The sequence below is a fragment of the Maribacter sp. TH_r10 genome, assembly GCF_033101095.1.
Classification (GTDB): Bacteria; Bacteroidota; Bacteroidia; order Flavobacteriales; family Flavobacteriaceae; genus Maribacter_A; species Maribacter_A luteus.
In genome coordinates, this window is the sequence record NZ_JAWMPY010000001.1 from 232,692 (window position 1) to 255,994 (window position 23,303).

Below are 23,303 nucleotides of genomic sequence, written 5' to 3' on the forward strand. Positions count from 1 at the left end.
GAAAAAATTATGATGACTATCTATAGTGTTGTTTTCCTAAGCCATTTCATAATTACGACCTATTAAAATACACCCCTCAAAATCTTAATTTTTTTAACAAATCATTCCCTATGATTGAAAACAAATTGCTAGTTTTGCTCTTATTTTTAATTTGTCTAAATAAAGATTATATAAATGAAGCCTGCTTTTTATTCCCTTGTATTTTTGTTCTCATTACTGTCCTTCTCTTTGACGGCACAACAAGCCCAAATACAAGGTGTTATTTCCGAGGCCGGTTTTCCCATACCTTATGCCAATGTATTTATAGACGGCACCTCAATTGGCACATCTAGTAATGATGACGGGATTTATTCAATCAATAATATTGGGCCAGGAAGCTATACCCTTATCGTATCGGTTGTGGGGTATTTACCGTATTCTAACCGAATAAAAGTAAAAAATAACGAGACACAGGTTTTAAATATTCAGCTAACACCAAGTACTGAACAGTTAGAGGAAATGGTGGTAACAGGAACACTAAAAGCGGTTAGCAGGTCTGAAAGTCCCGTACCGGTAGAGGTTTACAGTCCTACTTTCTTAAAAAAGAATCCGACAGCAAGTATATTCGAAGCCCTGCAAAACGTTAACGGGGTTAGACCACAGATTAATTGTAACGTTTGTAATACGGGCGACGTGCACATTAATGGACTTGAAGGGCCTTACACCCTGGTTTTAATAGACGGGATGCCCATAGTCAGTGGACTGGGAACGGTCTATGGCCTAACGGGAATACCAAACTCATTGATAGATCAGATAGAGATCGTAAAAGGACCCGCATCAAGTCTTTATGGTAGTGAGGCAGTAGGTGGCCTTATCAATGTCATCACCAAAAGTCCAGAAACTGCGCCAATCTTTTTTGCAGATAGTTTTATGTCAGATTGGGGCGAATTGAATTTGGATGTTGGTACTAAGTTCAATTTAGGAGCAAAAACAGATGCCCTACTAGGCATCAATTACTTCAATTACAGTAATCCCATCGATAACAACAACGATAATTTTACCGATCTTACCTTACAGGACCGTATCTCCGTTTTTCAAAAATGGAATTTTAAAAGGGAAAACAACCGCATATTCTCATTGGCTGGCCGCTATTTTTATGAGGATCGCTGGGGAGGTGAAATGCAATGGACTCCCGAATATAGAGGTGGTGATGAAATTTACGGTGAAAGTATTTACACTAGTAGATGGGAGGTATTGGGCAAGTACGAACTACCCATAAAAGAAAAAGTATTGTTTTCTTTCTCTTATAATGACCATCATCAAGATTCAAGATATGGGGACACTAAATATATTGCAGACCAACGTATTGGCTTTGGTCAATTTACCTGGGACAAACAATTGGGCAACCACGACCTACTTTTTGGTGCCGCATTACGCTATACGTTTTATGATGATGACACCCCTGCAACATCAGGAGATACCGGTAACGAAGAGGATGAAGTTTGGTTACCCGGTTTTTTTGTTCAAGACGAGTGGAAATTTGCCGAAAAGCATTCGATCTTGACCGGTGTTAGATTTGACTATGACTCAAGGCACGGTAACATAATTACCCCAAGGGCAGCCTATAAATGGAAACCCTCTGCCAACGATGTATTTCGTGTTAATTTTGGCACCGGTTTTAGAGTGGTCAACCTATTTACAGAAGATCATGCCGCATTGATCGGGGCTAGGGACGTCATCATCGAAGAAGACCTTGACCCAGAACAATCCATTAATTTTAATGCAAACTATTTAAGAAAATTCTATTTTGACAATGGAACCTTTTTAAGTTTGGATTTATCGGCATTTTATACTCGTTTTTCAAACGCCATTATCCCAGACTACGATACGGATCCCAATTACATTATCTATGATAACCTAGATGGCCACTCGGTATCCCAAGGATTTAGCGCTAATTTAGACCTGTTTTTACCGAACGGATTAAAATTCATGGTCGGGGCAACCTTGCAAGATGTAAGTAATACCGAAAACGGCATAACACAAGACCAAATCCTAACAGAAAGTTATGCCGGCACTTGGAACGTTTCCTACACCCATAGACCTTGGAACTTGAGCATAGATTACACGGGTAACTTATATGGACCTATGCGTCTTCCATTACTCGGTGATTTGGATCCAAGGGACGAATACTCGCCTGTTTGGAGCATTCAGAACATCCAATTCACTTATAAAGGAATTAAGAATTTTGAATTTTATGGCGGAGTCAAAAATCTGTTGGATTGGACCCCCAACAAAGGAAATCCTTTTATTATCGCTCGGGCAAATGACCCTTTTGACAAGGACGTAACCTTTGACAATAACGGTGATGTAGTCGCTACCGCAGACAATCCTTATGCCTTAACATTTGACCCAACATACATATATGCCCCAAATCAAGGGATACGTACTTTCTATGGGTTGCGTTATCGATTGGATTAATACCGATTAGCTTTGGCGAAATGCCTATTTTTGAATGGGAACATTCATAGGCAATATCAATTGGAAAAGATCACGGCAAAATATGATTATATAATAATCGGTTCGGGTGCAGCTGGTTTAATGCTGGCAGACGCATTAAGTCGTGATTCCTATTTTCAAAATAAAAGAATCTTACTTCTTGATAAAGACTCTAAGAAATCGAACGACCGTACTTGGTGTTTTTGGGAAAATGGGCCCGGACAATTCGACCCAATAGTGGCTAAAACATGGGAGAACATCTTCTTCGGTGGACAAGAATTCTCAGCCCATTTCAATATTTCTCCCTATAGCTATAAATTGGTCCGGGGTTTGGATTTTTATAATTACTATTTTAAGCGGATAAACGAATATTCCAATATAGATTTTATTGAAGAAGAAGTCTTATCGATAACCGAAAACAAGGAGCAGGTATCGGTTTCCACAGCGAATTCCGTGTATTCAGGGCTACAAGTATTCAATAGCACATTCAATTTCGAAATCCTTAATGACCAAAAGAGGTTTCCGGTTTTACAGCAACATTTTGTCGGTTGGTTGATCAAGACAAAAGATCCTATTTTTAATGAAAACCAAGCCACATTCATGGACTTTTCGGTTGAACAGAAAAACAACACCCGATTCATGTACGTGCTGCCATATTCAGATAATAAGGCTTTAATAGAATACACTTTGTTTTCTGAACATCTATTACCAATGGAGGATTATGAAAAGGCAATCAAAGATTACCTCATAACAAAATACGATTGTTCTGATTTTGAGATTATTGAAGAAGAGAAAGGAAGTATACCCATGACCTGCTATGATTTTCAGGCCCATAACACCAATAGGGTGCAACACATTGGTTCTGCCGGTGGCTGGACCAAACCCAGCACAGGATACACTTTTTACAATACCTTTAAAAGGATTGAAATATTAATTCCCTTGATCAAAAAAAACAAGCCTTTTACCCTACTACTCAGTAAAAGAAAATTCAGGTTTTACGATCTACTTCTTTTAGATATCCTTTATACCGAAAACCACAAGGGTCAATATATTTTTGAAACCCTATTCAAGAACAGCCCCCCTCAATTGATCTTTAAGTTTTTAGATGAGGAAACCAACCTTTGGGAAGATATTAAAATAATCTTAGCGTGTCCTAAGAAAGAATTCCTAAAAGCCCTTTTTAAAAGATTGTTTTGACATTTTATAAAACAGGTACTGTAAAGGATGTACCTATACTTTTCTCTTCATTAAATTTTCACCGAATTGTTTCAACATGGCTTTCTTTTCGTCTGAGATATTGAGGACATCCAGAACTTCAAATGCTTTTTCGGTATAATTTCCGATTTCCGTTTTCGTGTGTTTTGCAGCACCTGAAGAAATAAATACCGTTTTTACCGTTTTTATCTTCTCCGTAGCATCTTGTGGTTGAATGGAGTATAGATCAAGTATTTCTTTCTGTTCCTCGGCACTGCCCAATTGCAAGGCCGATAGGTACAAAATGGTCTTTTTATTCTCGATAATGTCGCCCCCTACTTGCTTTCCGAAAGTTTTGGGATCCCCAAAGGCATCCAAATAATCATCTTGCAATTGAAAGGCGATACCTAAATTTTTTCCGAATTCATAAATCAGGTTTTGATCTTTTAAAGAAGCACCGGCAATAATACCTCCCATTTTCATGGCAGCAGCTACAAGAACCGCTGTTTTGTATTCTATCATATGCAGGTACTCAGGTACGGTAACGTCTTCCCTGGTTTCAAAATCCATATCGTATTGTTGTCCCTCACAAACTTCCAAGGCCGTTTTACTAAAGAGCTCCGCCAGTTCTCGAAAAGTATCACTTGGGTAATTTTCAAACAATTGGTAGGCCAAGATCAACATGGCATCCCCGGATAAGATCCCAGTATTTATATCCCATTTTTCATGAACAGTTCGTTGACCCCTCCGCAAAGGCGCATCATCCATGATATCATCATGTACCAATGAAAAATTATGGAATACCTCAATGGCCAAAGCGGCATGCAACGCCTTCTTATAATCGGTTCCGAAAATCTCGGTGGTCATAAGGGTAAGTACCGGCCTAAGTCGTTTACCCCCTAAACCTAAGATATAAACAATAGGATCATAAAGCTTTTTAGGTTCTCTAGTACCCACCTTTTGTTCTAAATGGGTAATAAATTCTTCTCTATACTGTTCTATGGAATGCATTGCAGCTAATTTTCGTCAAAAATACATCCATTTTTGACAAACTCATTTATAGTTTTGCACATCGAAATCAAAATATCAAAAACAAATCCCCTACTAATACAATAGTCCCAATAAGTTACACCTTTAAGATAGCCCCTAAGATTGAATAGCTTTTGACGACATTTTACAACTTTGAAAAAATAGTCCTATACAAAAATATGGCTTCAAAAAACTATCATGGTTTTTAAAGTCCCGAAGTAATTGATGTTAAATTATCGTAAAACTTTGGAAACTTTAAATGTTTTTTAAGTTTCCTATTTATATTTGCCCCCTATTATTTCATTTAAATGAGAGAGAAGATACTATATAAGGCCACTGATTTGTTCTTGAACCTTGGTTTCAAGAGTGTTACCATGGATGATCTGGCCCATGAATTGGGTATTTCGAAAAAGACAATTTATACCCATTTTCCCAACAAGACCAAATTGGTGGAAGAATGCACCAAACAATTGTTCTGTACCATCTCGGAAGAGATTGATAACGTGTGCGCCTTAGAAAAGAACCCTATTGAAGAACTGTATGAAATAAAAAAAATAGTGCTGTTACATCTTAAGGATGAAAAAGCATCTCCCCAATATCAACTACAGAAATACTACCCGAAGATTTTTGAAGACCTTAAGAACAAACATTTCGAGGTAATGCAAGTTTGTACTGTCCAAAATATTAAAAAAGGAATTCAAATGGGCATCTATCGTAAGAACCTCAATATAGATTTTCTCTCAAGAATTTATTTCTCTGGCATAACAAGCCTTAAAAATCATCTCCTATTTCCTGTAACAATGTTCACAATGTCCAGTCTTATGGATGAGTTTCTGGAATACCATTTAAGGGGAATCGTAACCACCAAAGGCCAAGAAATATTGAATACTATAATCAACTCAAATCAAGAATAGATGAAAATCCGTTTTATACTCGTTTTTATATTTTTTACAATGATCAAGGGATACTCCCAAGATCTGCCCGAAAGCTTTTCCTTAGAGGAAGCCATTACTTATGCGTTGGAACACAATTATAGTGCTATAAATTCCAATAGGGATATCATCGACGCACAAAAACAAAAATGGGAAACCATAGCCGACGGGTTGCCACAGATCAATGGAGCAATAAGCTATTCAAATCAATTAAAGCAAACCGTTTCCCTTATACCTGCTGAATTCTTTGGTGGTGAGGCCGGAACTTTTGAACCCGTTATTTTTAGCGAACCCCAACAAGTATCAGCTACCGCCACCTTAACGCAACAAATATTCGACGGTTCATACATTGTGGGTGTACAGGCTACAAAGACCTTTTTGAACTATACTGCCAACAATAAAGAAAAAACCGAATTGGATGTACGCAAGGCGGTAGTCGAGGCATATGGGAATGTTCTATTGTCCCAAGAGAGTATCGCCATACTTGAAAAAAACCAGGCCACCTTGGCGAAAAACCTATTCGAAACCAAAAAGATCTTCGAAAACGGATTAGGGGAAGAGGAAAGTGTTGAGCAATTACAGATTACTTTATCCTCAGTTGAAAGCCAATTGAAAAATGCGATCCGATTAAAAGAAATAACCCTTCAAATGTTGAATCTTTTAATAGGTAAACCCATAGATTCCCCAACTAAATTGACAGAGAATCTTGATGACCTTACCCTAAAACAAATAGACCTGAATTTATTGGATTCCCCATTGAACATGGAAAACAATGTAGATTTTAAATTGGCCAGTAATCTTAATGAGCAAAGGGCTTTAGAATTGAAATTAGCCAAAAGTAGGGCACTCCCAACCTTAAATGCCTATATAAATTATGGTAGTATTTCATATAGCGACTCTTTTGATTTCCTTAGTGGGGACCCTGAATGGTTCGACTATTCCATATTGGGTTTCGACCTGAACATTCCTATTTTCAGTTCACTAAAACGCAGTGCTAGTACCCAAAGGGCACGCATAGCATTGGAAAAGGCAAAAACCCAATTTACCGAAGCTCAAGAACAGATTCGCTTGGAATGGCAACGGGCCAAGAGTAATTATACATTGGCCATTGAAGAATATGATACCGCAAAAAACAATCTGGCCCTTGCAGAACGTATTGAAAACAAGAACGAAATAAAATATTTCGAAGGTTTGGCCAGCAGTTTCGATCTTCGACAAGCACAAACCCAATTGTATTCGGCTCAACAAGAATACCTACAATCCATGGTAACGGTAATCAATACCAAGACCGCCTTGGAAACCATATTGAACAACAAACAATTAGATAAATAAGCAACAAACCATGAAAAAGATTTTATATACGTTTACAACCCTTCTATTGGTAATCGCTTGTGGCGACAATAAAGGACAGTCTGTTGAAGATATTATCAGTACAGGAGACCTTGAGGCCATAAGGGCCAAAAAGAGTGAGATTTCCGAAGTACAGAGAAAACTGGAAAAAGACATCTTAGTATTAGATTCGGCAATCGCTAAAATAGGTGGTGATGAAAAACTGCCTTTGGTCACCACGATCACCGTTAAAAACCAAAAGTTCGTCCATTACTTAGAATTACAAGGAGAGGTGAAAACGAAACAAAATGTGTTGATATACCCTGAAATGGCCGGTACCTTGGAAAAAATCTATGTCAATAAAGGTCAGCGCGTTTCTAAGGGCCAATTACTTGCCAAAATAGATGATGGAGGTTTGGGCAGCCAACTGGAACAGCTCAAAACCCAGGCCGAATTGAACAAAACCACTTTCGAACGCCAAAAAAGGTTATGGGAACAAAAAATAGGGTCTGAAATTCAGTACTTACAGGCCAAAACAAACTTTGAAGCTTCCGAAAACGCCGTGAAACAGCTTGAAAGCCAACTGGGAAAATCAACCATACGCGCACCGTTCACAGGTATATTGGACGATGTAATCAAAGACCAAGGTACTGTAGTCTCACCCGGACCTGGTTCCGAGGTTTTCCGCATTGTAAACTTGAGCAATATGTACATTGAAGTTGATGTACCTGAAACTTATTTAGGGCAAATAGCCAAAGGAAAAGAAGCCATGGTTTACTTTCCTGTATTAGGCGATAGTGTTATGACCAAAATACGGGAAACCGGAAATTTCATAAACCCCAGTAATCGTTCGTTCAGTATCGAAATTCCAGTGCCAAACAAAAACGGACTTATTAAACCTAACCTTACGGCAAGGGTAAAACTCAATGATTATACCAACGACGATGCCATACTTATACCTCAAAGTATAATTTCTGAGAATGCTTCCGGTGAACAATATGCCTATGTAAGTTCAGAGCCAAATGATAAGAATGAAGCCATTGTAACCAGAAATATCATAAAAACAGGTAAAACCCAAAATGGGTTGATCGAGGTCATCAGCGGTATCGAAAATGGCAATCAGATCATCAATGAAGGTGCAAGGACCGTAAAAAACGGCCAGAAAGTAAAAATCCTTAAATAAAGACGTTGAACAAATGAGCAAGCAGCTAAAAAACTCACAAAAGGAATTTGGACTTTCGTCTTGGGCCATTGATAACCCTTCAGTCATTTATGTCATGATCGGTATCTTCCTATATATTGGCCTCAAATCATATTTTGCCATGCCAAGGGAAGATTTCCCCGAAATTGTGGAAACCAAGATATACATTAGCACCCCTTACCCCGGAAATACGGCCGAAGATATTGAACGACTGATCACAGACCCCTTGGAAGATCGTTTAAAAGGCATTAGCAATGTCGTCGAGATCACGTCTACTTCCCAAGAAGATTATGCGATCATTACGGTAGAATTCGATGAGGATATCACCGTAGAGGCGGCCAAGCAAAAAGTAAAGGACGAGGTAGATGCTGAAAAGGCAACTGAAGATTGGCCTACTTTCAATAACGCAAAGGTCGACCCCAATGTTTTCGACCTCAATTTATCGGAATCTTTTCCCATCATGAACGTAAACTTCACAGGGGATTATCCTGTTGAAAAGCTAAAGGATTTTGCCGAACACCTTCAAGATGAAATCGAAGACCTTACTGAAATAAAAGAGGCCCAAATTCGCGGTGCACAGGAAAAAGAGGTCGAAGTTGCAGTGGATATACATAAAATGATGGCTGCAAAAATCAGCTTTCAAGATGTCATAAGTGCCATTGGTAATGGAAACACGACCATGTCGGCAGGCAATTTGAAATCAGGTGGCCAACGCCGTACCATTCGTATCATTGGTGAAATCGAAAACCCTAAGGAACTGGACGATTTCGTTGTTAAATCGGAAAATGGCGCCGTATACCTGAAAGATATTGCGAACGTAACCTTCAGTGAAGAAGACAAAACCACCTATGCCAGGGAATTCGGTGAAAATGTGGTAATGCTTAACGTTACAAAAAGGGCCGGTCAAAATGCCATTTCGGCAGCGGATAAAATTAAGGCCCTTGTTAAGGATCAGTCTGAGAATTACTATCCGGCCGATTTAAAAATTTCCATTGCGAACGATTCCTCGAACAAAACCTTGAACCAGGTAGATGATCTTGTAAACAATATCATTTTCGGTATTCTACTCGTAGTTACCGTTTTAATGTTCTTTTTAGGGTTCAGAAATGCTTTGTTCGTTGGTTTTGCGATCCCTATGTCAATGTTCATGTCTTTCATGATCTTGAACTATTTGGATGTCTTTGTAGATGGAATGAGCTTTACTTTGAATACCATGATTCTTTTCGGGATGATCATGGGTCTGGGAATGTTGGTGGATAATGGTATCGTAGTCGTAGAGAATGTTTACCGACTTATGGACCAAGAAGGCATGTCGCGCATTGAAGCGACGAAAAAAGGAATTGGCGAAATCGCCTACCCTATCATCATTTCCACGGCAACGACCGTTGCGGCATTTGTTCCTTTGGGTCTTTGGCCAGGTATTTTCGGCCAGTTCATGATCTATTTCCCGATAACCCTTTCAGTGGTTTTGGGATCATCACTCTTCGTGGCCATCTTTATGAATTCAATGCTGGTTTCCCGTTTTATGGAGATAGGTGAAAAAGAATTAACCGTTAAACAACTTATAAGAATCAGTATTATTTTAGGTGCTTTCGGAATTTTCATATTGATCGTTGGTGGCCCGGTTCGGGGATTAGGTTCCCTAATGATTTTAACCGCAATTCTGTTTTGGATCTATAAATATGTCATCAAAAGTGCCGCCCTTAGCTTTCAAAGGGTAATAATGACACGTCTTGAAGATCTTTATGAAAAGCAGTTGAAAACAGCACTTAGGGGCAATAATGTATACTGGTATTTTGGATTGACATTTTTACTGTTGATCATTACGTTCATGCTCTTCGGAATGTCAATAGGAAGCGGTAGAACCAAAATCGAATTCTTCCCTGACAATAAACCCAATGAAATCTATGCCTATATAGAATATCCCCAAGGCACTGCAATTGAAAAGACCAATAAATTGACCTTGGATATTGAAAAAAGGGTCTATGAAGTAATAAATAGGGACAAATACAAAAAAGGGGATTTTAATTTCTTGGTAGAATCCGCCGTTTCACAAGTAGGCGAAGGGGCAGGAAACCCTATGACCGACGGTGGTTCTTCTGCTGAAATGCCCCATCGTGGAAAGATAACCCTATCAATGCGTGAATTTAAATATAGGGGCGGGCTAGATACCGAGGATCTTCGATTACAGATACAGGATGCCCTAAGTGGTATATACCCTGGTGTGGCCATTTCAGTAGAAAAAGACGTCAACGGTCCTCCTGCTGGCTATCCTATCAATATTGAATTGGAAGGTAAAGATTATGATGAACTCATAAATACCGCTGAGGACATGCGAAACTTCATCAATAGCAAAAACATAGCGGGTATCGAAGAGCTGAAAATCGATGTGAACAAAAGTAAACCTGCCATGGAGGTTGCTGTAGACCGAGAAAAAGCAGGCGAACTAGGGGTTTCTGTAGGTCAAGTAGGTTTACAATTGAGACGCTCCCTATTTGGCGAAAAAGCAGGCGTATTCAAAAAAGACGGGGATGACTATGATATAAACGTACGTTTTAATGAAGATCTGCGGTATAACAAAAGTGCCCTCTTCAACCAAAACATCATTTTTAGGGACCCTGCAAGTGGGCAAATAAAAGAAATTCCCGTATCCGCCGTTGCCTCAGAAAGAAATACTTCTTCGTTCAGTGCAATAAAACATAAGGACAATGAACGTGTTGTTACGGTCTATTCCCAATTAAAACCAGGATTTACCGATGCAGGGGCCATAGTAGCCGAAATACAAAAAGAAATGGAAGACTTCAAAGACCTTCCAAAAGACATCAAAATAGATTATACCGGACAGATTGAAGAGCAAAACAAACAAATGGCCTTCTTGGTTGGCGCTTTTTTCTCTGGGCTAGGATTGATTCTTTTGATTTTGATCTTCCAATTTAGTGGTATATCCAAGCCTATAATAATTATGATAGCTATCTTTCTTAGTTTCATCGGAGTGTTTGGCGGACTAATGATAACCGGCAGGCCTTTTGTGATCATGATGACCATGATGGGTATCATTTCCCTTGCAGGAATCGTGGTGAACAACGGCGTAGTCCTCTTGGACTATACGCAAATCCTGATCGATCGAAAGAAATTGACATTAGGTTTAGGGGATTCCGATCTTTTATCTAAAACCGAGGTTACTGAGACAATTGTAAAAGGAGGAAAAGCAAGATTAAGACCTGTATTGCTAACGGCAATTACCACAGTACTTGGGTTGATACCCTTGGCCATTGGGCTGAACATAGATTTCTTTTCCCTATTTACTGAATTTGATCCCAAAATTTACATTGGAGGTGATAATGTGGTATTCTGGGGGCCTTTGGCATTGACAGTAATCTATGGCTTGATCGTGGCAACTTTCCTTACGCTTATCATAGTGCCCGTCTTGTTCAGTATAGAATACAGAATGAAGATAAGGGCCTGGAACTGGCGCAACCGGACCAAAGTCAAGTCAGCGTAAAAACTAATCCAAATTTGAATTAAGCAGTCTTTTTCCCTGAAAAGAGACTGCTTTTTTTATATTTCACATATAAAAAAGAGCCTAGCAAAATACCCCAAAGGACAGAACTTATTGCAGATACGATCGCTTCATCGAACCGATCAAAACCGAAAAGTGCCCTGCATATAAAGACAATGCCCCCAAATAAAAAGACCAAAAGCCAATAATATTGTTTTTTGAATCCCTGGATATTGGGCAAGTTACCTTTTTCCATTTTACCGATATAAACAAAAACCAAAACGCCCCCTACTAAGGAGCTTGCATGCTGAAAAACATTAAATAGGGAAATACCTCCGATCTTAAAATAAAAGAAACTACGGAAATTAAGGCTCAGCCAACTATCATAATGGGTGAAACTATCCCAAAACAAATGGGTCAACACCCCAATGAAAATAGATGGCAAAATAATTTTCCACCTATTCTTAAAACAACCCATCCAATCAAAACCAATATAGGTCGCAAAACGTTGGGAAAGGAATTTGGGTAATGAGCTAATGAATATGTCCCTAACATATAAATGATATAAAAAAAGAAGTAGGATCGACAAGGGCAGATCAAAGATGAAGATTCCTAAAAAAGTATCGCTCACACTACCATCCAAGTCCATTCTTAAGAAATTTTCAAAATCGGGGACCATACTACCAACAATCAAGCCCGATGCTGAAAAATAGCGCTTGTTCCCTACCATGGGGAAAATAGCCGCCGGATGCGAAAAAGTAAAGGGCATTGAACATTATTTTTAGACAAAACGGTTTTTTGGAAGCAAAAAGTATGATCCCAAGAAGATATCTTTCATAGGGTAACCCTATACACCTTACACAATTTTAGAAAATCCCGGAGCTAAAATAGCCGAGAATCGCTTATACTTAGTAAATTTGCCTTTTTAAAAATAAATTCGATAGATGTACAGAAGTCACAACTGCGGGGAATTAAGGGAGTCTCATATAAATAAAGAAGTAACGTTGGCCGGTTGGGTGCAAAAAACCAGGGACAAAGGTTTTGTGGTCTGGGTTGACCTACGTGATCGTTATGGTATAACCCAGTTGATATTCGACGAGGAAAGAACTTCACAAGAGTTATTGGAGCAAGGAAGAAACCTTGGACGCGAATTCGTGATCCAAGTAAAAGGCACCGTAATTGAAAGAGCCTCCAAGAATGATAAGATCCCAACAGGGAATATCGAAGTATTGGTCAAAGAGCTTTCTATACTCAACTCTTCCAAAACGCCCCCATTTACCATCGAAGACCAAACTGATGGTGGTGAGGACCTAAGAATGAAATACCGCTATCTGGACATTCGTAGAAACCCTGTAAAAGAAAGCTTGATCTTTAGGAGTAAGGTTTCTATGGAAGTGCGAAACTATTTGTCTAAAGAAGGGTTTATCGAGGTTGAAACCCCCTATCTTATAAAATCCACTCCGGAGGGTGCCCGCGATTTCGTAGTGCCCAGCCGAATGAACCAAGGGCAGTTCTACGCTTTGCCACAGTCGCCACAAACCTTTAAACAACTATTGATGGTCGGTGGTATGGATAAATACTTCCAGATCGTGAAATGTTTTAGGGATGAAGACTTAAGAGCCGACAGACAACCCGAGTTTACACAGATAGATTGTGAAATGGCCTTCGTGGAGCAAGAAGACATATTGAATGCCTTTGAAGGATTAACAAAACATCTATTAAAAGAAATAAAAGGGGTAGAAACCTCTAAATTCCCAAGAATGACCTTTGACGAGGCGATGGCAAAATACGGTAACGACAAACCGGACATTCGTTTTGGAATGGAATTCGGCGAACTGAATGCCGTTGCCCAACATAAAGAATTCAACGTTTTTAATTCTGCTGAATTAGTTGTAGGTATCGCCGTTCCAGGGGGGGCATCCTACACCCGAAAGGAAATCGATGGTTTAGTAGACTGGGTACGCCGACCGCAGGTGGGTGCCAAAGGCATGGTCTATGTTAAATGTAATGAAGACGGTTCGTTTAAATCTTCAGTCGATAAGTTTTATGATCAGGAAGACTTAGCCAATTGGGCTAAGGCAACCGATGCAAAGGCAGGAGATTTGATCTGTGTGCTATCTGGTGATGTAAATTCAACCAGAGCGCAGTTAAGTGCCTTGCGTATGGAGCTTGCAGAACGACTAGGACTTCGCAAAAATAATGAGTTCGCCCCTTTATGGGTCATTGATTTCCCTTTATTGGAACTTGATGAAGAAACAGGAAGATACCATGCTATGCACCACCCTTTCACCTCACCAAAACCAGGCCAAATGGAGCTTTTGGAAACCGATCCAGGTTCTGTTAAGGCAAATGCCTATGATTTGGTACTGAACGGTAATGAAATCGGAGGTGGTTCTATTAGAATCCACGATAAGGAAATTCAAAGTACCATGTTCAGACACTTGGGCTTTTCAACGGATGAAGCGAAGGCTCAATTCGGATTTTTAATGGATGCTTTCCAATATGGGGCACCCCCTCACGGCGGAATAGCATTTGGACTAGATCGATTGGTAGCCATCCTTGGCGGACAGGAAACCATTCGTGATTTTATCGCATTCCCCAAAAACAATAGTGGTCGTGATGTGATGATAGATGCTCCAGCGGTGATTGACCAATCACAGTTGGACGAGTTGAATTTAATTATTAATGACTGTCAAAACTAATATTCATAAGAAACTGAATGAACTGGAATCAACGGCCATATGTGGCAATGACATCAGTTCGTCGGTTTTATATGTCTCAGCCCTAGCAATAGCATTCGCGGGCCAATACGCTTGGATAACCTTATTGATCGTATCGGTTGTCCTTTTCTTATTCAGGAAAATTTATGGTGAGGTCGTTGGTGCCCTACCATTAAATGGAGGTACTTACAATGCATTACTGAACACGACGAGTAAGTTCATGGCATCATTTGCCGCTACCTTGACCATATTATCCTATATGGCCACGGCGGTAATATCGGCCAATGAAGCAATGCATTATTTACATCACCTCATACCTTCAATGCCGATTATCATTGCAACCATATGCCTATTAAGTGTGTTTGCCATATTGTCTATCATAGGAATTACCGAGTCGGCCAAAGTGGCCATAGGGATTTTCGGTTTTCACCTTTTGTCATTAGCTGTTCTAAGTGCCTTTATCATATTGTTTTTATTTCATAACGGCATTGGTACTTTTATTGACAATTGGAATTTCCCCACAAATGAAAACGGAATAATGACCGCCATATTTTTAGGATTCTCCGCTTCCATGTTAGGCGTATCGGGCTTCGAGAGTTCGGCTAACTTCATTGAAGAACAGAAAAAAGGTGTTTTCCCAAAAACCTTGAAGAATATGTGGGCCATCGTAAGTATCATAAATCCCATGATGGCCGTATTCGCACTTGCCTTATTTGCCATGCCGGTATTACAAAGTAGTGAATATCAAAACACACTTTTAGTGGAAATGGCCTCACATGTGGGTGGCAATTGGGTCGCATCCCTAATTTCAATCGACGCTTTTTTAGTATTGAGTGGTGCCGTATTAACGAGTTTCGTCGGCGTTACAGGTTTATTGGAAAGAATGACATTGGACAGGATAATGCCACAGTTCTTTTTAAAACAAAATAAAAAAGGAAGTTCTTATCGTATCATCATCATGTTCTTCATATTAGCGGTTTCAGTGCTTTTAATAACCAAAGGGGAAGTAACTTTGTTGGCAGGCGTTTATACCATATCCTTTTTATCCGTGATGGCATTGTTCGGTATCGGGAATATTTTACTCAAAGTGAAAAGAGCTGCCTTACCTAGACCCGAAAAAGCCTCATGGCTTTCGGTTTTTGTAGCGATAATTGCAGTTTCCATTGCCTTGGTAGGTAATATTATCATTGAACCGGCAGAAGGACAATCCAGCAATTTTACGGTTTTCTTGGATTACTTTATACCGTTTATCATTTTTATCATTTTTATGTTGAACAGGACACTGGTACTACGGTTACTATTAAGTTTTATCCACTATATTTTCGACCCAATACGTAAATTGGTTTTTAATGCGGATAAAATGATTCTATCTTTCATCCATGAAATTAACAATCAAGAGTTCGTCTTTTTCACCAAGGGGGATAGTATAGCGACATTGAACAAGGTCATGTTATACATCAAGAAAAACGAACATACCAAAAAAATAAAAATAGTGCATGTTCAAAGGGAGGGCGATGAAATACCAAAAAACCTCGCTTTTGAAATCGATATTTTAGACAGGGAATACCCTGACATAAAAGTTGATTTTATTATAGAGAAAGGTGAATTTACACCTAAACTTATTCAAAGCTTGTCCAAAAAATGGAATATTCCCATTAATTTTATGTTCATAGGTTCTCCAAGTGACAAGTTCAATTACAAAGTTGAACAACTTGGAGGTGTTCGATTAATCATATAGCCCAAATGCCAAAGAAAAAAAAGTTATTTACCAAATTCCTAATATGGAGGGCCAAACACATAACTGAACGCCAATTCATTTATTTTTTAAGTATCCTAGTAGGATTCACATCGGGAATAGGCGCCGTTATCCTAAAAAACCTGACCCACTTTTACCAACATTTATTAGAAGGAAACTTAGTTAGGGATTACCACCATGCCTTTTACTTTGTTTTTCCTTTGATCGGTCTTATTTTGGTTTACCTGGTCATAAAATATGTTATCCGGCATAAGGTAAGTCATGGCATACCTTCTACCTTATATGCCATATCCAAGCGTAAGGGTGTAATGAAAAGGTATCAAATATTCGGTTCTATTTTAACCGCCCCGCTAACCGTAGGTTTCGGGGGATCGGTAGGTCTAGAAGGCCCTTCTGTGGCCACTGGGGCCGCCATTAGCTCCAATATTTCAAGATTGTTGCATATGAACCAGTCAGCACGCAACCTATTGATCGGCTGTGCGGCCGCAGGGGCGTTGTCATCAATCTTCAAAGCTCCGATAGCGGCTATCATTTTCGCTATTGAAGTTTTTAGTTTGGATCTGACGATTGCATCCATGGTTCCTTTATTATTGGCCTCCATTTCCGCTATAATCACTTCTTATTTCTTTTTGGGTGATGACGTGTTGTTACCTTTTAAAATCGAGGATAGTTTTGAAATCTCTGATGTTCCTTTTTATATAATCCTAGGACTTGTCGCAGGTATAACCTCAATGTATTTCACCGAAGTATACACTAGGGTCCAGAAGTTTTTCGACAAATTCGATTCACCCGTAAAACGATTATTGATAGGAGGGGTAAGTATAGGGGTCATTGTTTACTTTATTCCACCACTCTACGGCGAGGGTTTTGACGTCATCAACAATTTGGTAAAAGGCCATCCGGGTAATTTCCTGGATAACAATGTCTTTAATCTTAATTTGGACAATGTATGGACGTTGATCATGCTACTTGGCGGTCTAGTAATATTCAAGATTTTTGCAACATCCATCACTTTTGGTGCCGGTGGCGTAGGTGGTATTTTTGCCCCTACCCTTTTCATGGGCAGTCTTATGGGAAGTTGTGTGGCTAAAATCCTAAATAATATCGGATTACTGTCCTTTAAGATTTCTGAAAGTAATTTTACCTTGGTAGGCATGGCGGGCCTAATGGCCGGTGTACTGCATGCACCGTTAACAGCTATTTTCCTTATTGCCGAAGTAACAGGGGGTTATGAACTATTTATTCCCTTGATGATTACCTCGGCCATTTCATACCCTATCGCAAAATATGTACACCCCCATTCGGTCTACAACATGCAGTTGGGAAGAAAAGGGGAGTTGATTACCCACGATAAAGATCACGCGGTTCTTACCCTTATGGATATTGACAAGGTTATCGAAGACAATTTTGTCATCATTTATCCCGAGATGACCTTAGGCGATATCGTTCACAAAGCCGTAGTAAAATCGAGCCGAAATATCTTTCCCGTATTAAATGAAAAAGATGGCACCTTATTAGGGATTATACTCTTGGACAATATTCGTTCAATAATGTTCAAACAAAAACTTTACGATAAGGTAATTGCCAATGAAGTTATGATAAAACCACCGGCGATCATTGAATTGGAAAAGGATAAAATGACCGATATAATGGACAAGTTCCAAACCAGTAGTGCTTGGAACCTTCCTGTTCTCAGAAATGGTAAATACGTCGGTTTTATCACCAAATCAAAGCTGTTAACCGCCTATCGCAGAAAGTTGATTACCTTTACAAAATGAAATATTTCATCATTTTCATTGTCTTGGCCTCACTGGGTTCCATAATTTACGGATTCAGTATCCATGAAGAACAAATCAACCTTGGCAACAAATTTATTGGCCTGGGTACTGTTGGTATTTTCCTTTTGGCCATGCCCCTTTTTCTCTATAAAGAGAGTAAAGGGAAAAAGATGAAAGACTACATGCTTACAGAAGAAAATATTAGAAAAATGCGAGGCGAAGATGTTGAAAAGCCTGAAAATCAATGATTAAAACATTTTTTTCTTCCCAAATTTGATTACATCTGCCATAAAAATTATATTTTAGTGTACTAATTATCTATTTAATATCAATTGGAATGACAGGTACAGTTAAATTTTTCAATGAATCCAAAGGATACGGATTCATTACCAACGACGAGACGGGAAGCGACATTTTTGTTCATGTTACAGCATTGAACGGTGTTGAATTAAACGAAGGTGACAAAGTAGAATACGAAGAAGAAGAAGGCAGAAAAGGTATGGTTGCAGGCCAAGTGCAAGTAATCGGTTAAAATATTCTATTATTGATTGTATTGAAAACCCTTGCATTTAATGCTGGGGTTTTTTTAATTCAGGTTTCTTCGCTCAATAAAAAATCTTTTCAATAAATCTGAAGCTTCTTTCTCCAACACACCACCTACCACTTTTGTCTTAGGGTGCAGTTTAGTCCCCATAGCGTTATAGCCCCTTTGGACATCTTCAGCAGCATAGACGATTTTAGATATTTGGCTCCAGTACAAAGCTCCCGCGCACATTTGACATGGCTCCAAGGTTACGTACATGGTGCAATTCTGCAGATATTTACCTCCTAGGAAATTCGCTGCTGCGGTAATGGCCTGCATTTCTGCATGGGCCGTAACATCTGTCAATTGTTCTGTTAAATTGTGGGCCCTGGCAATAATCCGATCATCGACCACAATAACGGCCCCAATGGGCACTTCCCCTTTTTCAAAGGCTATTTCCGCTTCTTGCAGTGCCTTTTTCATGTAAAAGTTATCATCAAACGGTAAATCCATAATTTCAAAATTACACTTTTGATATTATAGAATATAATTGTTACATATGAATTTCCCTTACATTTGCCATTAGTGATGAACCTATTGGATAAAATACAATTCCCTGCAGATCTGCGTAAGTTGAAAAAAGACGAGTTGCCTCAACTTGCCAAAGACTTACGAAGTTTCATAATTGATGTTGTTTCTGTCAAAGAAGGCCATCTAGGAGCCAGTCTGGGTGTGGTAGAACTTACCATTGCACTTCATTATATATTCAATACCCCAGATGATAAGTTAGTATGGGATGTTGGGCATCAGGCCTATGGCCATAAAATATTGACAGGACGTAAGGACATCTTCGCTACCAATCGTCAAATGGGCGGCATCAGTGGTTTTCCCAATAGAAAAGAAAGTGAATATGACGATTTTGGAACAGGGCATAGCTCCACTTCTATTTCAGCTGTTTTGGGTATGGCAATTGCTTCCAAATTGAAAGGCGAACCCGAACGTAACCATATTGCAGTAGTCGGTGATGCCTCAATTGCAAGCGGAATGGCATTCGAGGGGTTAAACCACGCCGGGGTAACCGATGCAAATATTCTGGTTGTCCTTAATGATAATGCCATTGGTATTGACCCCAGTGTAGGGGCATTGAAAAAATATTTGACCAATGTTAAAAAAGGAACGGCCAAGGATGAAAATATCTTCGAATGTTTGAATTTCGACTATGCCGGACCATTAGATGGTCACGACCTACCTCTTCTATTGGAAGAACTCGAACGTTTAAAATCAGTACCCGGGCCAAAACTCTTGCATATAATTACAACCAAAGGTAAAGGTTTGCAAAAGGCTGAGGAAAACCAGGTCACCTATCACGCCCCGGGAAGGTTCGATAGACTTACGGGAGAACTTCAGAAAAAACCGGATTCTAAGGAGCCCCCAAAATACCAAGATGTCTTTGGACATACCCTTGTAGAATTGGCCAAATCAAACCCAAATATTGTAGGTATTACACCGGCCATGCCCACAGGAAGTTCGTTGAAATTTTTAATGAATGAAATTCCGGATAGGGCCTTTGATGTTGGTATCGCGGAACAACATGCCGTTACCTTGGCAGCAGGAATGGCCACACAAGGCCTCATCCCTTTCTGTAACATTTACTCCACTTTTCTTCAAAGGGCCTATGATCAGATCATTCATGATGTAGCCCTTCAGAACTTACCCGTTGTCTTCTGTTTGGATAGGGCCGGACTCGTAGGGCAAGACGGAGCCACCCATCATGGAGTTTATGATATTGCCTACTTGAGCTGCATTCCCAATTTAATTATTTTTGCCCCGATGAATGAGCAAGAACTGAGGAATATCATGTATACCGCACAAATGGGAATAGGACAGCCCATAGCTATCAGATATCCCAGGGGGAAGGGTGTAATGTTGTCTTGGCGCACACCTTTTGAAAAAATTGAAATAGGGACCTCTCAAATGATTAAAAAAGGCACGAAAATTGCTATACTTACTTTAGGTCATATTGGTAATTTGGTCAAGGAAATCATTCCCGAATTACCTTCATCAGAACAAATTGGTCACTACAATATGCGTTTCGTTAAACCTTTGGATAAAAAACAACTCCACCATATTTTTTCACACTATTCCCATATCATAACCATTGAAGATGGATGTAAACTTGGCGGTTTTGGAAGTTCGATCATGAATTTTGCGAACGAAAATAATTACTTGGCCAAAATCGATGTCCTAGGTATAGAAGATAGGTTTATGGAACATGGTACCATTGACCAACTTCATAAATTGGCCGGATTAGATGGTGAATCAATAAAACAGCATATTAATAAGACCCTTTATGAACTTTAAGATGATGATGAGAAGGTTAGTTTCCGCAATTGTGTTTTTAGCTTGTTTTAATTCCGTTTATAGCCAAGATTCCATTCCACCTACAAATCCCATAGACTCCACAAAGATCGATACTGTTGTTATACGCAGAACACTGGTGCAGATCAAACATGTGCCAAGGAGTGTTAATTTGACCAACCCGGTCATTAGTTTTAAGAAAACAAGAGCATTGAAAAATAAACCAAGAAGGTTCAGGGTACCTTCTTTTTGGACAAAGAAAAATAGTTTTACCTTAAATTTCAGTGAAGTAGCCTTTGTCAATTGGAATGCTGGTGGCAATAACTCGGTATCAGGTGTCGGGAAACTACGTTTTGATCGAAATTATAAATTCAGGTATATTCAATGGGACAATTATTTGGAGCTTCGTTATGGTCTTAATGCCCAAGAAGACCAAAAACTGAGAAAAACGGACGACGCCCTTAAAATAGGTTCAACATTCGGATATCGCCGTGATACGATAACCAATTGGTACTATTCGGTCAAGGCCACTTTCAATACCCAATTTTCCAACGGTTACAAGTATCCGGACCGTGACAATCCTATCTCCAGGTTCATGTCACCAGGTTATTCCTATCTAGGAGCTGGTACCTCTTATATTACGGCTGACCAAAAGTTTAACCTATATATTTCACCATTGACCCAAAAAGCAACCTTCGTGTTAGACCAAGATTTGGCGGACAGCGGTTCTTTTGGGGTTGAAGGCGCTGAATATGATGATGACGGAAATGTTATCACCCCGGGTGAAAACACATATATTGAATTGGGATTTATGGTTACCAACAAATGGGAAACTAATATTGTCAAGAACGTTGGCCTAACGCATGATCTAACACTATATTCCGATTATCTCAATAGCTTTGGAAATATCGATGTAGATTGGGAACTAGCTTTAAAACTCCAAGTGAATAAATCGATTATCACAACAATAGGTACGCATCTCATCTATGATGATGACATACTTTTTGACCAAATAGAAGATGATGATGGCAATATAACATCTGCCGGAATACCCAGAATACAGTTCAAACAATCTTTAGGTGTCGGAATTACCTATGAGTTCTAGAGTTGTTTCCCCATGATTTTATTGTGTAGGTGTACGGCCGCACTATCAGACAAGCTGGCCACATAGCAACATGTGTTCAACAATATCCTATAAATAGGTTTATCGGTTTGTTGGTAAAACCCAGGGAGCATATTCACTACAAGTCGATCGTAATTGGAGGCAATACCTTCATTTGTCCTTACCAAAGCCGTGGTGTAAACATCCAAAAGGTCGGAAATTATCTTATACCCTGCGATTTCTTTTTCCAATACCTCCTGCGATCTGTATATTTTATTTACGCTCAAGGCAATTATATCATTGATTTGGGCGGTATACTTGCTTTTGTCCAAAAGTGCCACATCAAATTCCCCTTCTAAAATGGCCTCTTCATTTGCTACGAACACATCTATGGCATCACTGATCAAAGTACTTATGGCCAAGGCCCTTAAATAGCTAAGACGATCTTCTTTATAAGCTAGTTCATTGTACTTCTTGGTATTGATTCGGTCTTTGACCAATTTTATCAAATACTCCAAGGCATAATCCTCGGAAATCAATCCTAAGTTTATTCCGTCTTCGAAATCGATTATGGTATAACAGATATCATCGGCCGCTTCCACAAGAAAGGTCAATGGATGTCTTGCGAACGAAATATCATTCCCTTTCAGGGTCTGTTCAAGTCCCAATTCTTCAGCAACCGACAAAAAAGTCTGCTTTTCCGATTGAAAAAAACCGAACTTCTTATCGGCAATATGTTGGGTCGGTTTTTTGGGCAATGATTCCTTAGGGTACTTCATAAATGCCCCCAATGTGGCATAACCCAATCGTAATCCCCCATCTACACCTTCCCGGGATTCCGTCAATAGTTTAAATCCATTGGCGTTACCTTCAAAATCGATAATATCTTGGTATTCTTTTTCTGTGAGCACCTCTTTGAATCGGACACCCTTTCCGGTCTTAAAATATTCACCAATGGCTTTCTCCCCACTATGGCCAAAAGGCGGGTTTCCAATATCATGCGCCAATGCGGCAGCGGCAACGATAGCACCGAAATCATTGAACTTATAACCATGTATATCTCTCAAATGCGGATGCTTTTCCAAGATTTTTTTACCTGCTGCCCTACCCAAACTACGACCTACGACCGATACTTCCAAACTATGTGTAAGACGGGTATGGACAAAATCCGTTTTGGACAGTGGTATAACCTGGGTCTTATCTTGCAAGCTTCTAAACGCCGATGAGAAAATGATTCTGTCATAGTCAACCTCAAACCCTAAACGGGTCTCATCCTGTTCTTTTCGTAATCTTTTACTGACATCGCCGTGGCGGCGCAAAGAGAGTAATTGTTCCCAATTCATTTTATATGCATAATTATGGGCAAGATACGTATTTTTTGAAGCCTCCGGTATAATCAGGGCCACA

Annotated in this window: 17 protein-coding genes; 13 read left to right on the top strand and 4 right to left on the bottom strand. The window is 39.4% G+C overall.

From position 1 onward, the window contains the following. Positions 1-174 precede the first annotated feature (174 nt). The gene (locus R3X28_RS00975) at positions 175-2,457 is read left to right on the top strand and encodes a TonB-dependent receptor (protein ID WP_317661741.1); all 2,283 of its coding nucleotides are present in this window, start codon (positions 175-177) and stop codon (positions 2,455-2,457) included. A gap of 30 nt (positions 2,458-2,487) precedes the next feature. After that, positions 2,488-3,672: a lycopene cyclase family protein gene (locus tag R3X28_RS00980; protein WP_317661743.1), complete on the top strand. Its 1,185-nt coding sequence runs from the start codon at positions 2,488-2,490 to the stop codon at positions 3,670-3,672. 33 nt (positions 3,673-3,705) lie between these two features. Here the strand turns inward: R3X28_RS00980 and R3X28_RS00985 are convergent, their stop codons facing one another. Next, positions 3,706-4,680: a polyprenyl synthetase family protein gene (locus tag R3X28_RS00985; RefSeq protein WP_317661745.1), complete on the bottom strand. Its 975-nt coding sequence runs from the start codon at positions 4,678-4,680 to the stop codon at positions 3,706-3,708. 326 nt (positions 4,681-5,006) lie between these two features. On the opposite strand from R3X28_RS00985, the gene R3X28_RS00990 reads away from it, so the two are divergent. From R3X28_RS00990 to R3X28_RS01005, 4 genes are read left to right on the top strand one after another with little or no spacing between them, the layout of a single operon-like run. Then, positions 5,007-5,612: a TetR/AcrR family transcriptional regulator gene (locus tag R3X28_RS00990; protein ID WP_282055578.1), complete on the top strand. Its 606-nt coding sequence runs from the start codon at positions 5,007-5,009 to the stop codon at positions 5,610-5,612. 39 nt (positions 5,613-5,651) lie between these two features. Further along, positions 5,652-6,962, top strand: coding sequence for a TolC family protein (locus R3X28_RS00995; protein WP_317661747.1), 1,311 nt, complete (start codon positions 5,652-5,654; stop codon positions 6,960-6,962). A gap of 10 nt (positions 6,963-6,972) precedes the next feature. Then, on the top strand, positions 6,973-8,142 hold the full coding sequence (locus R3X28_RS01000) for an efflux RND transporter periplasmic adaptor subunit (RefSeq protein WP_317661748.1): 1,170 nt from the start codon (positions 6,973-6,975) through the stop codon (positions 8,140-8,142). A 13-nt stretch (positions 8,143-8,155) separates the two neighbouring features. Next, positions 8,156-11,662, top strand: a complete 3,507-nt coding sequence (locus R3X28_RS01005) for an efflux RND transporter permease subunit (protein ID WP_317661750.1) — start codon at positions 8,156-8,158, stop codon at positions 11,660-11,662. A 19-nt stretch (positions 11,663-11,681) separates the two neighbouring features. On the opposite strand, the gene R3X28_RS01010 is transcribed toward R3X28_RS01005, so the two are convergent. Next, complete coding sequence (locus tag R3X28_RS01010) at positions 11,682-12,428, bottom strand: DUF4184 family protein (RefSeq protein ID WP_317661752.1); 747 nt, start codon at positions 12,426-12,428, stop codon at positions 11,682-11,684. Positions 12,429-12,603: 175 nt separating this feature from the next. On the opposite strand from R3X28_RS01010, the gene aspS reads away from it, so the two are divergent. The 5 genes from aspS to R3X28_RS01035 all read left to right on the top strand — a co-directional run bounded on the left by aspS (position 12,604) and on the right by R3X28_RS01035 (position 18,445). Beyond that, positions 12,604-14,361, top strand: a complete 1,758-nt coding sequence (gene aspS, locus R3X28_RS01015; protein ID WP_317661754.1) for an aspartate--tRNA ligase — start codon at positions 12,604-12,606, stop codon at positions 14,359-14,361. Next, entirely contained in the window at positions 14,345-16,117 is a 1,773-nt protein-coding gene (locus R3X28_RS01020) for an APC family permease (protein WP_317661756.1), read from the top strand. The genes aspS and R3X28_RS01020 overlap by 17 nt, the downstream gene beginning before the upstream one ends. Positions 16,118-16,122: 5 nt before the next feature. Beyond that, entirely contained in the window at positions 16,123-17,913 is a 1,791-nt protein-coding gene (locus tag R3X28_RS01025; protein ID WP_317661758.1) for a chloride channel protein, read from the top strand. After that, positions 17,910-18,161, top strand: a complete 252-nt coding sequence (locus R3X28_RS01030; protein WP_317661760.1) for a hypothetical protein — start codon at positions 17,910-17,912, stop codon at positions 18,159-18,161. Before R3X28_RS01025 ends, R3X28_RS01030 begins: the two co-directional genes overlap by 4 nt. Before the next feature lie 89 nt (positions 18,162-18,250). After that, positions 18,251-18,445, top strand: a complete 195-nt coding sequence (locus tag R3X28_RS01035; protein ID WP_154365721.1) for a cold-shock protein — start codon at positions 18,251-18,253, stop codon at positions 18,443-18,445. A gap of 54 nt (positions 18,446-18,499) precedes the next feature. Here the strand turns inward: R3X28_RS01035 and R3X28_RS01040 are convergent, their stop codons facing one another. After that, positions 18,500-18,949 (bottom strand): nucleoside deaminase, encoded by a 450-nt coding sequence (locus R3X28_RS01040; protein WP_317661764.1) that lies wholly within the window; start codon positions 18,947-18,949, stop codon positions 18,500-18,502. Positions 18,950-19,024: 75 nt separating this feature from the next. Here R3X28_RS01040 and R3X28_RS01045 point away from each other — a divergent pair, with 75 nt between their 5' ends. After that, positions 19,025-20,797 (top strand): 1-deoxy-D-xylulose-5-phosphate synthase, encoded by a 1,773-nt coding sequence (locus R3X28_RS01045; protein ID WP_317663039.1) that lies wholly within the window; start codon positions 19,025-19,027, stop codon positions 20,795-20,797. Then, a complete protein-coding gene (locus R3X28_RS01050; RefSeq protein ID WP_317661766.1) occupies positions 20,787-21,899 on the top strand; it encodes a DUF3078 domain-containing protein in 1,113 nt (370 codons plus the stop codon). Before R3X28_RS01045 ends, R3X28_RS01050 begins: the two co-directional genes overlap by 11 nt. On the opposite strand, the gene dgt is transcribed toward R3X28_RS01050, so the two are convergent. After that, complete coding sequence (gene dgt / locus R3X28_RS01055; RefSeq protein ID WP_317663041.1) at positions 21,896-23,239, bottom strand: dGTP triphosphohydrolase; 1,344 nt, start codon at positions 23,237-23,239, stop codon at positions 21,896-21,898. The two genes, R3X28_RS01050 and dgt, sit on opposite strands and share 4 nt — an antisense overlap. Between the last annotated feature and the right edge of the window lie 64 nt (positions 23,240-23,303).